This is a genomic window from Deferrivibrio essentukiensis, from assembly GCF_020480685.1.
In the GTDB taxonomy this organism is placed as follows: Bacteria; Chrysiogenota; Deferribacteres; order Deferribacterales; family Deferrivibrionaceae; genus Deferrivibrio; species Deferrivibrio essentukiensis.
In genome coordinates, this window is the sequence record NZ_JAJAFU010000003.1 from 78,815 (window position 1) to 93,231 (window position 14,417).

The 14,417-nt window shown below is 34.2% G+C and carries 16 protein-coding genes; 10 read left to right on the forward strand and 6 right to left on the reverse strand.

Features of this window, described 5'->3' with window-relative positions:
• Positions 1-58 precede the first annotated feature (58 nt).
• Entirely contained in the window at positions 59-1,057 is a 999-nt protein-coding gene (locus LF845_RS02580) for a GGDEF domain-containing protein (RefSeq protein WP_242819432.1), read from the reverse strand.
• A 173-nt stretch (positions 1,058-1,230) separates the two neighbouring features.
• Between LF845_RS02580 and LF845_RS02585 the strand changes: the two genes are divergently transcribed.
• From LF845_RS02585 to LF845_RS02630, 10 genes are all read left to right on the forward strand, one after another.
• Entirely contained in the window at positions 1,231-2,049 is an 819-nt protein-coding gene (locus LF845_RS02585) for a sulfite exporter TauE/SafE family protein (protein ID WP_242819433.1), read from the forward strand.
• Positions 2,049-2,381 carry a DUF1634 domain-containing protein gene (locus LF845_RS02590; protein WP_242819434.1) on the forward strand — a complete coding sequence of 111 codons (333 nt, stop codon included), beginning with the start codon at positions 2,049-2,051 and terminating at the stop codon, positions 2,379-2,381. The genes LF845_RS02585 and LF845_RS02590 overlap by 1 nt, the downstream gene beginning before the upstream one ends.
• Before the next feature lie 67 nt (positions 2,382-2,448).
• A complete protein-coding gene (locus tag LF845_RS02595; protein ID WP_242819435.1) occupies positions 2,449-3,009 on the forward strand; it encodes a TetR/AcrR family transcriptional regulator in 561 nt (186 codons plus the stop codon).
• Complete coding sequence (locus LF845_RS02600; protein WP_242819436.1) at positions 3,006-3,794, forward strand: TolC family protein; 789 nt, start codon at positions 3,006-3,008, stop codon at positions 3,792-3,794. The genes LF845_RS02595 and LF845_RS02600 overlap by 4 nt, the downstream gene beginning before the upstream one ends.
• Positions 3,795-3,801: 7 nt before the next feature.
• Positions 3,802-4,302: a TolC family protein gene (locus LF845_RS02605; RefSeq protein WP_341352889.1), complete on the forward strand. Its 501-nt coding sequence runs from the start codon at positions 3,802-3,804 to the stop codon at positions 4,300-4,302.
• 4 nt (positions 4,303-4,306) lie between these two features.
• Positions 4,307-5,434, forward strand: a complete 1,128-nt coding sequence (locus LF845_RS02610) for an HlyD family secretion protein (protein WP_242819437.1) — start codon at positions 4,307-4,309, stop codon at positions 5,432-5,434.
• Between the two features lie 3 nt (positions 5,435-5,437).
• On the forward strand, positions 5,438-6,997 hold the full coding sequence (locus tag LF845_RS02615; RefSeq protein ID WP_242819438.1) for a DHA2 family efflux MFS transporter permease subunit: 1,560 nt from the start codon (positions 5,438-5,440) through the stop codon (positions 6,995-6,997).
• 13 nt (positions 6,998-7,010) lie between these two features.
• Complete coding sequence (hisF, locus tag LF845_RS02620) at positions 7,011-7,769, forward strand: imidazole glycerol phosphate synthase subunit HisF (protein ID WP_242819439.1); 759 nt, start codon at positions 7,011-7,013, stop codon at positions 7,767-7,769.
• Complete coding sequence (gene hisE / locus LF845_RS02625; RefSeq protein WP_242819440.1) at positions 7,770-8,054, forward strand: phosphoribosyl-ATP diphosphatase; 285 nt, start codon at positions 7,770-7,772, stop codon at positions 8,052-8,054. It begins immediately after the preceding gene.
• Positions 8,029-8,769: a Rossmann-like domain-containing protein gene (locus tag LF845_RS02630; protein ID WP_242819441.1), complete on the forward strand. Its 741-nt coding sequence runs from the start codon at positions 8,029-8,031 to the stop codon at positions 8,767-8,769. The genes hisE and LF845_RS02630 overlap by 26 nt, the downstream gene beginning before the upstream one ends.
• Here the strand turns inward: LF845_RS02630 and LF845_RS02635 are convergent.
• Genes LF845_RS02635 through ppdK form a run of 5 tightly spaced genes read right to left on the reverse strand, consistent with a single transcriptional unit; the run spans position 8,766 to position 14,403 of the window.
• Positions 8,766-9,143 carry a response regulator gene (locus LF845_RS02635; RefSeq protein ID WP_242819442.1) on the reverse strand — a complete coding sequence of 126 codons (378 nt, stop codon included), beginning with the start codon at positions 9,141-9,143 and terminating at the stop codon, positions 8,766-8,768. The genes LF845_RS02630 and LF845_RS02635 overlap by 4 nt on opposite strands.
• On the reverse strand, positions 9,133-10,581 hold the full coding sequence (locus tag LF845_RS02640) for a sensor histidine kinase (RefSeq protein WP_242819443.1): 1,449 nt from the start codon (positions 10,579-10,581) through the stop codon (positions 9,133-9,135). Before LF845_RS02640 ends, LF845_RS02635 begins: the two co-directional genes overlap by 11 nt.
• A gap of 40 nt (positions 10,582-10,621) precedes the next feature.
• Positions 10,622-11,125, reverse strand: coding sequence for a hypothetical protein (locus LF845_RS02645; RefSeq protein ID WP_242819444.1), 504 nt, complete (start codon positions 11,123-11,125; stop codon positions 10,622-10,624).
• 9 nt (positions 11,126-11,134) lie between these two features.
• Positions 11,135-11,737: a hypothetical protein gene (locus tag LF845_RS02650; protein WP_242819445.1), complete on the reverse strand. Its 603-nt coding sequence runs from the start codon at positions 11,735-11,737 to the stop codon at positions 11,135-11,137.
• Between the two features lie 38 nt (positions 11,738-11,775).
• A complete protein-coding gene (ppdK, locus tag LF845_RS02655) occupies positions 11,776-14,403 on the reverse strand; it encodes a pyruvate, phosphate dikinase (protein ID WP_242819446.1) in 2,628 nt (875 codons plus the stop codon).
• Between the last annotated feature and the right edge of the window lie 14 nt (positions 14,404-14,417).

Here is a 14,417-nt window from a genome sequence, read left to right on the forward strand (position 1 = left end):
TTTACAAATTAGATATAAAAAGAAAAAATCCAACCCTCTAAAAACGGTAACCATATGCCTAATTTTTAACCACATATTTTACCCTGTTTTTTCCATCATTTTTTGCCATATAAAGAGCTCTATCTGCATTCTCAACTATCTCATATAGTTTATCTCCACTTTCAGGAAAGCCTGCAATACCTATACTTACTGTTATTTTAAAATCTTTACCTTTATCCGTAAAAAGTGACTTAACTTCTATCATTTTTCTTAACCTTTCGGAAAATTCATAAGCGGAATGAACATCAGTTTCAACAAGACAAATCATATATTCATCTCCACCATACCTACCGGCAAAATCAGTCCTTCTGCAACTCTCTTTAACGATGTCGGCAATAAGTTTTATAACCATATTACCATACTTATGACCATAACTGTCATTTATTTTTTTAAGATCATCAGAATCTAACATTATCAAGCAAAAAGATTTTTTATATCGCAAAGACCTGTAATATTCATCTTCAAGCTTTTTCAAAAAACCTTTTTGGTTTAAAAGTCCCGTCAAACCATCTGTAATCGATAGCTCTTCAACCTTCAGGCACAACTTGTTAAAAACATCTCGTAAATAGTATGCAATATAAAAAATTAAAATATAATTAATTATGTAGGCCTTAAGAAACTTTGAACCAACGATATCTTTAAAGTAGTAGAAATCTGCCACTAAAATAGCAAGACTTAGTATAATTATAAAAAAATTATTAGATATTCTTAAAAATAAGAATATCCCCAATAGCTGTAGCAACAGGATAAGGTATGCAAACTCATTTAACAAAATAGTAGCACCCAGAATCAACAAGTAAAAAAGCAAAATATGAAGTAAATCACCCTTTTCGGTATTATATGCCCTATACCTTAGTACAAAAAGCAAAATAAGGTATACCACATTTATGTAAAGAAACGTATTAGATATCTGATCAAAATCGTAAAGCAGATTAACTCCAAACAGATAAACTCCAACAATCAGACATATGTTGTTGTTCAAATTATCAAGGAATTTATTCCATATTGTATTGTTCATACTAAAATAATAACATATATATTTATGAAAATAAATATTAATAAATGTTCAATCCATATTAACGGTATAAATAACTTATACAAATATTACGGAGTTATTCACAAAAACTAAAGCCACCAATAATTCGCTACTATTTAATTGACAATTTTTATCTCTATATTTATCATCGCAAAATGTTATCAGTCATAACCTTGCTTACTGCCGGTCTTTTTGTTGGATTTTTAGGTGGGATATTAGGGATAGGCGGTGGCTCGATTATGGTGCCTATTCTCGTCTTATGGTTTAAATATCCCATTCATGTTGCAATAGCAACATCTTTAATCACAATAGTAGCAACAAGTATAAATATTACTGGGTATAATATTGCCTCAGGGCTTGCAAATATCAGATTTGGACTTTTTCTTGAAATCACAACAGCCCTGTTTGCGATTTTAGGTGGGGTGTTGAGTGTATCAGTAAATGAAAAGCCAATCATAATAGCATTTTCAATTATTCTTGCTTTCATATCGTTTCTTTATTTTATCCGTAGAAATATAAATGACGATGTAGTTACAGATAATACAGCTAAAAGTTTCTTTGCCGCATCATACTATGATGCTTTAAATAAATTTAACATTTCATATAAACCTATAAATGTTATTCCTACTGCCTTAATCTCTGCTTTTGCAGGGCTTATATCAGGCATGCTTGGAATAGGTGGTGGGGTTGTCAAAGTACCTGCAATGAATATATTGGCAAAGTTGCCAATAAAAGCTGCAACGGCAACAAGTAATTTTATGATTGGAATAACAGCAGCAGCAGGCTCAATTGTATATTTCAATTCAGGGTTTATCGACCCTTCGGTTACTTCACTAATGATTATTGGTGTTACTTTCGGCTCTAAAATAGCTTCTAAAAAATTCAACAAGATTGCAGATAAACGGATTAAAACACTTTTTATGATTTTTATGATTTTTGTAGCAATTCAAATGTTTATAAAAGGTATTAAGTAATGATGAATAAAAACATACTATTTTCAAAAATATATAAAAGAGGTGCGGATATAAGCTTTGTTATAATACTCATTGGGCTTATAGAGCTCTTGATTTTTCAAGGCGCAAACAAACCAAATACATTAAATATACTTTATCTTTTCAATCAGGCTCTTCATTTTAACCCTTATGCAACAATGTATGCAGGGTTAATATTATTAATATCAACCCCTATTGCCGTTCTATTAGCTATTTTAACTGTCAGTATTATTCAAAAATCTATAAAAGAGATTTTACTGTCATCTACAATTTTGTTAATAATTATAATTGCAATCATTTTTGGCATCAGATAACAAAATAATATTATAAGTTTTATTCCTAACTTGACAAAAATATACAGTGTAATATATCATCTGACTGATGAGTCAGTCAGAAAACACGAAAGAGAAAATAATAAAATCTGCAATAAAAATATTCGCTCAAAAAGGGTACTGGAGAACCAAAGTATCTGATATCGTAGCTGATGCAGGGTTTGCACAGGGCAGTTTCTACAACTGTTTCAGCGGGAAAGAAGAGTGTTTTAAAGAGATTTTATTAATGCTTCATAATGAAACTGTAAGCCAAGTCGAAAGCACACTTTCAGCACTTCCGACCAAAGATAAACTTCCGGGTTTTTTAAAACTTTTAAACAAAAGATTTAGGCAATCCCAAGATATCGCAAAAATATTTCTTTATGAGGCTTTAACATGCAGTCACGAGCTTAGAGAAATATACATATCTTTTAAACAGAAAAACTTTGAAATTTTATATTCAATTTTAACTGAACTAAAATGTGAATACAGATATGAGAAGGCCTTCATTTTAAATAGTTTTATAAAAAGCATGATTGAAACTTTAATCATAGAGAATAACTTTGACATTGATAAGGTTAATAAAATCATTGATAATACACTAAAAATTGTCATAAAGGAGCGACAATGAAAAAGATACTTTTGATGCTTTTGGTCTCGTCCAATATCTTTGCATTAAATATTGACGAAGCTGTACAAAATGCTCTGCAAAATAACCATATTTTAAAGTTTTACGAATCTTCAGTCAAAAGCAGCAAATACGATACAGAATCTTCCAAATCGTTACAAATGCCCTCTTTTTTCTTAGATTCTTCATACACATTACTTGATAAAGAGAAAAAGCTTAATGTGGAAATCGCTCCGGGAATAACGAGCAGTATGACTCAAGTAAAAGATAAATACTTTGATGCAACTGTAGGTATAAAGTACAATATTTATACAGGGGGAGCTGTTAGCTCAAACATCAACATTAATCGTTACAAAGAGGAAAGTGTCAAACAAAACTATTTAGAGTTTAAAAATGAGCTTATTTTTCAAGTAAAAAAGCAATATGCAGAGATACTTAAGCTTTTGGCACAAAAAGAAATAGCGCAAAGACATCTTGATGCCTTAAACAACCATTATTCAGATGTAAAAAATTTTTATAAACAAGGTATAGTAGCCGAATTGGACTTGCTGCAAACTGACGTAAAATTAAAAGAAGCTAAACAGTCTCTTACCAAAATTGATAATTACATCAAAGTTGCTAAATCCGCCCTAAGTCTTTTAATAAACAGTAATATTGAAAGCTCTGATTTTCCTTTGACAGAATTAAATCAAAACACTATCGAAAAAACAATAAAGATAGATACTCTTTACGAGGAGGCAGTAAAAAACAGACCTATAATAAAACAGACCTATAATAAAACAGATTGAAGCAGAAATTAATGCCCTCAATGAATCTAAAAAAACTATAAAATCAGGCTATTTACCAAAAATTTATGCTGCAGGCGGATATACTTATAACAACCAAAATGATGAAATTTCCCCAAAAGGTGGATTTTTTGGAAAACTCGGTATTCAAATGAATATTGACTGGGATTACCCAACGAAGAAGCTTAAATCTGTCAGCGAAAAACTAATTGCACTAAATCAACAGAGATTAAATACAATTTTGAAAGTAAAACTTGAAGTTAAAGAAGCTTACGAAACATATCAAACTGCTCTTTTAAACCTTGAAGTAGCCAAAAGTGCTGTGGATGAAGCTAAAGAATATAACAGAATAATCAAGCTCAAATATGACAATGGCCTAGCTTCCAACTCTGATGTATTAGATGGACAAGCACTACTCACGACAGCACTAAGTAACGAAAAGAATGCTTACTACGATCTATTTATAGCATACTTCCAGATAGAAAAAACAATTGGAAAAAACTTGAGGTGATTATATGAAGAAACAGGTAAAAATTGCTCTTGTACTGCTTTTTATTGGGCTTATTGCAGCCATTGTAATCGGTTATAAGTGGCTTGAAAACAGAAAACTCTATGCCAGCACTGATGCTTTTTTTGTCAAAAGTGACAAAATAGCAAATGTATCATTTAAGAGGATTTCAGGAAAAATAGTTAAAATGAACTTTAAGGAAGGGGATAGTGTAAAAGCCGGTGACATCATGGCCGAAATTGATAGCACCGATTACCAAACCCAACTTGAAAAAATTAATCATAATATAAATTCACTTTTAGCTGAAAAAGATGCCTTGACTGTTAACAAGGATAAGACAGAAAAATCACTTAAAATAGAGAAAAACATTAAGAATGATACGCTGAAATCTGTTGAGAAAGAGATTGAATCTTTTAAACAGAATATTAATGAGGTTGATATACAACTCAGTCAGCTTGAAAAAGATTATAACAGGTATAAAAACTTAAAAGAGGAGAAAGCAATATCTGAAAAAAGCTTTGAAGATATTCAAACAAATCTCAAAAGACTTAAGGCTAAAAAAGCTTCCCTATCAGAGAAACTTAAATCACTTTATTACTCAAAACAAATTGCTGAAAAAGACCTTGCTCTTGTAGATGTTAAGCTCAAAATAATTTTTGAATTGGAGAAAAAGCTACAATCTCTGGACGAGCAGATAAGCGCCCTGAAAAAGGACAGAGAAGACATAGTCAAAATGATAGAATACTGCAAATTAAAAGCTCCTTTTGATGGAGTCATAGGGCAAAAATACGCTGAAGAAGGGAGCGTAGTAAAGGCCGGCAGTTATATTTATTCATTAGTTGATACGACTAATCTTTACGGATATGTATTGATGGAAGAGGAAAAAATTAATGGAGTAAACCCTGGCGATGTAGCTGAAATAAAAATTGATGCTTACCCTGATGAAAAGTTTGAAGGTGAAGTAGTGGAGGTATTCCCTGCATCTGCTGCCACTTATGCCCTGGTGCCAAGAGATATTTCTGCGGGTGAATTTACTAAAGTATCACAGAGGATTCCTATAAGAATTAAATTTACATCAGGGAATTTGCAACTATTAAGAGTTGGACTTGGTGGAGAAATAAAAATAAAAAGGTAACATATGGTTATTGATAATGAAAAACCGATATACGAGCAGATTAGTTTAATCGGACGCCTTTTAATCACCTTTGTGGTGATGGCTGGTACATTTATGGCAATATTAGATACAACAATAGTAGATGTTGTAGTACCAAAAATGATGGCTCCGCTAAAAACAGATTTATACGGTGTGCAGTGGGTTATTACATCTTATATGGCTTCAGCTGCCACAGCATTATTGTTGGTAGAATCTCTTGATAAAGTCTTAGGGCTCAGCAAGCTTTTTATTATAGGGATAACAATTTTCACAATATCAAGTTACTTATGCGGTGTTTCTTCTGACTTGACGCAGATGATAGTTTTTAGATGTATGCAAGGCACAGGAGAAGCTTTTGTAGTAGCTTCAGCTCAGGCAATTCTGTTTTCTCTTTACCCCCCTCATATGAAAGGGCTTGCTATGGGTATCTACGGAATGGGAGTAAGTTTTGCTCCGGCACTTGGCCCGACACTCGGCGGGTGGCTTACCGAACACCTCGGATGGAGGAGTGTTTTTTTTGTTAATATCCCTATTGGTCTTATGGTAGTGGTTTTGGGGCTTCTTCTTCTACCAAAATATTCAAAATCTACTGAGAAATTTAAATTTAATTTTATAAGCTATTTTTTTCTTGCGTCATTTACAATATCACTACTAATTATGCTATCAAAAGGGCAGCAAAAAGGGTGGTTTCAGTCTAATTTTATCTTTGTACTATTTTTCTTAAGTGCTATATCTCTTATAATTTATATAATTTTCGAACTTATTTCAAAATATAAACTAATCGACTTTTCTATCTTTAAAATTCCTCAATATAGGTATGCCACACTAATATATTTCTTTACACTTGGGCTTTCAATCTATCAGCTTTTTTATCTAATACCACTTTATTATGAAAACCTTAGGCATTTTACTACCCTACAAACAGGCCTTCATATGTTGGGATTTGCCATATTTATAGGGCTTACTTCTCCTATAGCAGGGATACTTTCAGACAAAATTGGCGAGCATTATGTTTTACTCTTTAATACTGTGCTTTACATTTTAACAAGTGTATTTCTTATGCCACAGTTAAATTACTATACGCCATCAGTCCAAACTATCTTGCTGACAGTCCCTCTCGGATTTTCTTTGGGCAGTTTTTTTGCTCCAATTACTACACTTGCCATGAGACACTTAAAAGATAAAACAAGTCTTGGCGTTGGACTTTTGCATTATTTACGATTTATGGGTGGGTCATTTGGCACGGCAATCGCGACTAACACGTTGCAATCTAAATATAACTTACACTTTGAAGAAATTGGAAATATGCAAAATCAGTCACATGTGTACTATTATTTCACTACACTTAAAGAGCAACTCTCTGGCCTTTTAAGTCCCGATGTTATAGATCTGAAAATGGGTGTTTTGCTTGGAAAAGCTATGTCAGTTCAGGCTTTAAGTAATGCTTTTCAAGATGTATTCAGCCATGCGGGATATTTTGGAATTTTTGGACTTTCCTTTTTGACTTTTGTGTTTATTCATGAGATAAAAGCAAAAAAGGCTTAATAAGGGTGTTTATATGCTCACAAAAAGAATTATTCCCTGCCTTGACGTTAAAGATGGCAGAGTAGTAAAGGGGACAAAATTTCTTGATTTGAAAGATGCAGGTGACCCGGTTCTGGTTGCTGAAGAGTACAACAGGCAAAAAGCGGATGAGCTTACCTTTCTTGATATTACAGCAAGCCATGAAAACCGGGGCATTATCCTTGATATTGTGGCAAAAACAGCTAAAAAAATATTTATGCCACTAACTGTAGGCGGTGGCGTAAGAACCCTTGAGGATATAAGAAATCTTCTTAATGCAGGAGCCGATAAGGTTTCTATAAACACAGCCGCGGTAAAAAACCCCGAATTTGTTAAACAGGCATCAAAGAAATTCGGTTCACAGTGTATTGTTGTGGCAATTGATGCAAAGATGGTTGGGGAAAACACATGGGAGGTATTTACCCATGGCGGCAGAAATCCTACCGGGATTGATGCTATAAAATGGGCAATACGCATGCAGGAATATGGCGCAGGTGAAATACTTTTAACCTCAATGGACAAAGATGGTACAAAAGATGGATACGATATTAATTTGACACGAAATATCGCAGAGGCAGTAAAAATTCCCGTAATTGCCTCCGGTGGAGTCGGAAACGCACAGCATATACTTGATGGTTTAACAAAGGGTAAAGCTGATGCGGCACTTGCAGCAAGTATTTTTCATTTTGGAGAATACACCGTGCAAGAAGTTAAAGAATTTTTAAAAAATAACGGCGTAAATGTGAGGTTGTAAATGGACTTATCATTTCTTGAGAATTTGGTCAAAATAATTCATGACAGGAAGATAAACCCTTCTGAGAGCTCTTACACTGCTAAGCTTTTTGAAGGTGGAGAAAACAAAATAATCAAAAAACTTGGAGAAGAAAATGCTGAATTTATCCAGGCTTTTTTAATACAGTCTGATAAGAGGATAATTTCAGAGGCAGCTGATTATCTTTATCATTTAATTGTGGCACTTGAATATAAAAACATATCTTTTGAAAGTGTGATAGATGAACTTAAAAAAAGGCACAAGTAGCCTGATACTCGAAAATATAGTTGATGAAGTCTATGACACATTAAAAAGTTTGACAATAGAGGATTATGTAATAGGACTTAATTACGTTGCTGTACGAACAGAAGCCGGAACAGGGCTTGCTTATTCATTTTTTGACAATCAACAATCAGAGTGTTGTGTAGATATTACATCCCTTAAAGGAATAAAAGGTAAAGAGGTCGCAGGATTTATCTACAATAATAACTTCTTACTTAACAGCATCTTGGTAGCTATGATAAATTCTATCCTAAAAAATGGTGTTGAAGATAATTTGCAACTATATGACAGATTTGACTTTAAAAATAAAACTGTAGGGATGATAGGTGACTTCAAACCCCTTACAAAAAAAATCAAAGATACAGCAAAGAGGCTTGATATTTATGAACTTAAAAACATCCCCGGCACAATTAAACCAAACTTTGCAAAACTATTTCTAAGAGAAACAGATTATCTTATAATAACCGGATCAACTCTTGTAAATTTTACTGCAGATGATTTTATAAATTTTGCAAAAGATACATGCGAAATAATTTTTGTTGGCCCCACGGCACCGCTTTCAACCGCTCTTTCAGAAATTGCACACATTGCAGGCTCATCGGTAAATAATCACTCTAAATGCTTTGATATCGTTAAAAAAGGTGGTGGGATGCATGCCTTGAAAAGTTATTTAGTTAAAAAGTGGCTTGCTAAAAATTAGCTTTTTAACTTAGATCTCCTTTTTTCTATCGCCTTTTCTACCCTTTCAAGGATAAGGGACGGTTTCTTTGTTTTTACAAAATATTCATCTGCATAAAGGGAAGCAAAATTCCTCTTATGCTCTTCGTATGCGGTCAGTAGAAATACAGGTATATTTTCATCAATCTCCCTTATTTCTCGTAATACATCAAGCCCATTCTTTTCCGGCATACTGATATCAAGTAATATTATGTCAGGTTTTTGCTCCTTAAAATATTCAAGTCCGACGATTCCGTCCTCAGCGGTTATTACGTCAAAACCATTCTCTACAAAAAAAGTTTTGTAAAACTCTCTTATACTAAAATCATCATCAATGATTAAAACTTTATTCTTCATAACTTCTCCCTAAAGGCAACTCTATCGTCACACATGCCCCGTTACTTATATTTTTTATTTTAATATTTCCGCCATGTTTGCCAATTATCTCTTTACATATAGAAAGTCCAAGGCCTGTCCCGTGCTCTTTAGTGCTAAAAAAAGGGTCAAACACCTTGCTTAAAATGTCCTCTGGGATACCACACCCAGTATCCTCTATATTAACATATATTTTTTTGCTGTTACACTTTGTAGAAATCTTTAGAATACCGCCTTTTTCCATTGCATGTATCGCATTCTCAAAGATATTCAATAAAACCTGCTTAATCCTCTTAACATCAGCATTGACTTTTACACGTTCACTATCTATGTCAATAGAAAGCTCAATATTGTTCATACGTAATTTTTCAGAAATCAGCTCAATAGTTGAATAGACAAGGTCGCCGATTTCAACCTGTTCAAAATTTAATTTATTCTGTCTTGAATACCCAAGTATATCCGAAACAATTCTGTCCAATCTCTCAATTTCACTATTTACAATATTCAAATAAGTTTTACCTTTCGGGTCATTAATATACTTTTCAAGCTTTGCAGCAAAACCTCCAATTGCAACAAGAGGGTTTTTAATCTCGTGTGCAACAGTAGCCGCAAATTTGCCTACCTGAGCCAAAGTGCTTGTTTTGGCTACATTTTCCTTAAAATATTTAATATCTTCAACCGCAAAATCATACATTTTAAACATTTTATTGAGCTCTATGGCAACTGAAATCATTCTAACATAAAATTTAAATTGCTCTTCAGTACCTTTATCGTAAAATAAAGGCTGAGCCAGCACAATGCCTGTAGGACCAGTCTTGGAAAAGACATTACCCGCCAAAATTTTTCCGTCAAAGCAACTTTTAATATTTTCAAACCCAATTGCATTAAGGTCAACATATTCAACTTTGTTATAAAACAGAATATCTGTAAGCACACTCTTATTATCTATATTGGCTACAAAATTTTTAAAATTGTTAAGCGCTTTATTTGAATTATCCTTTGAAACAAAAAATACACACTTGAGAGTCATTACAGCTTCATTGAACAACATAAGCCCAATACTTTTAAAATTTCCTTCGGACAAGAGAAGATTGGAAATCAACTTAAGGCTTTCATCAAGATTCCTATTTTCCAAGACACTTAGCAAAATATCGGAGCATTTTAACACACTTTGAGAACAGTTTAGACTTTCTTTTTTTATTTGCTGTTCAAAATATTCTGATAACAATTCAGTATTTACATTTCCATTAATATTTTTATCAAAACCAAACTTCATCTGAAGATTATTTTTATTAACAGTCAGTTGCGAGATTGTACTACTCCCGTTGCGGTATTCCATGATGAGTCCATCCCCATCTGAAATAACTATTTCCGAAAAATTCAATCCAAATAGCTTCTCAGCTAATTTAACACTATTCATATTCAATTATAGCATATTTTAATTTTGAGTCGGATTTTTTTTAGCTATTTGCGATAAATTCTCTAAACTTTCGTATAAATATATACCAATCATCAGTTGTTCTGTTTTGAGCAAAATCACTCAACAAAATATCATATATTTCGTAAATCTCTTTTAAATACAGAGCCCTTTCAATCACCTTATCCTGAAGCTCCTCAGCAATACTTTTTGGTGCGTTGACTCTCACTATTCTCAAAGGGTCTGTTCTAAAAGTGATATCAAAAGAAACACTCTCCATTTTGACCTTTATAGAAAGTTCAAATACCTTTTTACCATCTTTTAAAGATGTATAAATCTCTTTGCATGAATTAAAATCGTCCGACTCAATAGATATCTTCTCTTCACTGTTAGGGTCGTAAAGTACGATATGTTTGCTAGCCTCATAATAAAAAGAGCCGTTTTGACTCTCAAATACATTGTCACCTAAGTAATACTTACCTAAAAGATACGTTAAAAACTCAGATTCAAGAAATGTAATATCTTTTTTATCTGTATAAAGATTCAACCTTCTCTCCTAAAAATTATATGGTGTAAGCTTTAGCATGTCATCAATCAACTTAGCATTACCTGTCTTTTTTCTAACGTTTTCTACCATACTTTCTCTGTATACGGCTATTTCAAATCCCAGTCTGAAAAGATGCTCCAATATATCCATAACTTTAGTATTCAAAGCAGACACATAAATGCATTTCTCATCCTGATTTAAAATAACTTCAACAATAGAGGTGCTTGGCAAAGAATTCTTCAACAATTTAGTATTGAGTGCATTTTTAATAAATTCTTTATCTGTTTTTGTGAGATATGTTTTTCCATTCTCTTGCATAAATGCATTTTTCATTCTTTCAAATTCTATATCAAAATATTTTTTGTTTACTTTTTTTTCATCTATTCTAACCCCAAAAACGGAAAGTCCGTCAAAATCCGTTTCAGCGGTCAAAAAATCTGTCTGCACCGGAAAATCAAACGGTACAAAACCGTAGTTTACAAACTTTTCTTCCTCAAACAAATTATTAAAGCTATACTGCTCAAGGGCTGATTGAATCTCCCGATTGGATAGTTTAAGAGCTTCTTGAAAATGAAGTCTGAAAAATGTCAGGCTTCCCGAAATAAGTCCCATATAATCCTCAAAAAATAGGGGGGGGTAACCCCCCTTTATTATATATTTTTTAAAGCAGCATGAGCAGCTGCAAGTCTTGCAACGGGCACCCTATAAGGTGAACAGCTCACATAATTAAGTCCAACCTTCTGACAGAAATATATTGACTCAGGGTCACCGCCGTGCTCACCACATATCCCTGTCTTTAAATTAGGACGTGTCTTCCTACCTTTAGTAACTCCAAGCTCAACAAGCTGACCTACACCAGAAACATCTATAGAAACAAACGGATCTTCCTTATAAATTCCTTTGTCTACATATTCAGGTAAGAATTTGCCTGAGTCATCCCTACTAAGTCCAAGGGTTGTTTGAGTAAGGTCGTTTGTACCGAATGAGAAAAATTCAGCATATTCAGCTATCTCATCCGCAGTTAAAGCTGCTCTTGGCAATTCTATCATAGTTCCCACAAGGTACTCAATTTTGTCATTATATGAATTCATTACCTCTTCGGCAACTCTATTTACCATCTCTTTTAATATTGAAAGCTCTTTAAAATGTCCCACAAGTGGAATCATTATTTCAGGTAATACTTTTACCCCTTCCTTTTTAACTTTACAAGCAGCTTCCATTATAGCGTATACTTGCATCTCGTAAATTTCAGGGAAAGTAATTCCAAGTCTACACCCTCTATGACCAAGCATAGGGTTAAACTCTTTAAGCTCCTCAGCCTTTTTCTGTAACCTATCAAAAGGGATACCGGATGCATCTGCAACCTTCTGAATATCTTCATCAGTATGAGGGATAAATTCATGAAGTGGCGGGTCAAGCAACCTGATTGTTACAGGCAAGCCGTCCATTGCCTTGAATATACCTATAAAGTCTTCTTTTTGGTAAGGCTTAACCTTTTCAAGTGCTCTTCTTCTTCCTTCTTCGTTCTCAGCCAAAATCATCTCACGCACTGCATCAATCCTATCCCCATCAAAGAACATATGCTCAGTTCTACAAAGTCCAATCCCTTCTGCACCAAAATCTCTGGCAATTTTTGAATCGTGCGGAGTATCAGCATTTGTCCTTACACCAAGAGTTCTAAACTCGTCAGCCCACTTTAAAATTTCTGCAAATTCTCCGGATAACTCAGGCTCTATAAGTGTAACTTTTCCAAGAATAACTTCACCTGTGCTACCATTTATAGTTATGAAATCACCCTCTTTAACTACATTGTCTCCAACGGTAAACACTTTTTTGGCTTCATCTATTTTCAAAGCACCACAACCGGCAACACAACATTTACCCATACCTCTTGCAACAACTGCAGCATGACTTGTCATACCTCCGGTAGCAGTTAATATCCCCTCAGATGCATGCATACCACCGATATCTTCAGGAGAAGTTTCATTCCTCACCAAAATTACCTTTTCCCCTGCAGCAGCCATTTTTTCAGCATCTTCAGCAGAAAATACTACTTTACCAACAGCGGCACCCGGAGAAGCAGGAAGCCCTTTTGCTATAGTAGCGTACTTTTCTTTCGGGTCAATCATTGGGTGTAAAAGCTGATCTACCTGCTCAGGCAATACCCTAAGCACTGCAGTCTTTTTATCAATAAGCCCCTCTTTAAACATATCATAAGCAATCTTAACAGCTGCCTTTGCAGTCCTTTTACCACTTCGAGTTTGAAGCATATAAAGCTTCTTACGCTCAACTGTAAACTCAATATCCTGCATATCTTTATAGTGAGTTTCAAGCTTCTTATAAACATCTTCAAGCTGGGCAAAAACCTCAGGCATTTCATCTTTTAGTCTTGCAATCGGCTCAGGAGTTCTTATACCTGCAACAACATCTTCCCCTTGAGCATTTATCAAAAACTCACCGAAAAATTCTTTTTCCCCTGTAGAAGGATTTCTTGTAAACGCAACACCGGTACCGCAATCATCCCCCATATTGCCAAATACCATTGCCACAATATTTACCGCTGTCCCCCAATCGTCAGGAATCTTGTTTAACTTTCTGTAAGTTTTTGCTCTTTGATTATCCCAAGAATTAAAAACAGCATTTATTGCAAATTCCAACTGTTTTGTTGTATCCTGAGGAAATGGCTTCCCTGTTTCGTCTTCAACTATCTTTTTATATTCTGCTACAAGCTGCTTTAAATCTTCTGCATTAAGCTCTGTATCACTCTCAACGTTCCTATCTTGCTTCATTTTTCTTAAGACTTTTTCAAATTTGTGATGATCTACCCCTAAAACAACATCGCCAAACATTTGAATAAATCTTCTGTATGAATCATAAGCAAACCTTTCATTTCCAGAAGCCTTGGCAAGACCTTTTACCGTCTCATCATTAAGACCAAGATTAAGAACTGTGTCCATCATACCCGGCATAGAAACTCTCGCACCACTTCTTACTGAAACAAGCAAAGGATTTTCTGTGCTTCCGAAGTTTTTACCTACAGCTTCCTCAAGCTTTTTCATTGCCTCAAGAGTTTGTTCCCACATCCCTTCAGGATATCCGTGTTTTTTTTGATATTCGATACAAGCTTCGGTGGTAATTGTAAATCCCGGCGGAACAGGAATACCAAGATTGGTCATTTCAGCAAGACCTGCACCTTTCCCCCCCAATAGATTTTTGTCCTTACCATCACCTTCTGCTTTACCGTTACCAAAAAAGTAGACAAACTTTTTAGCTGACATCAGCTACCCCCTGT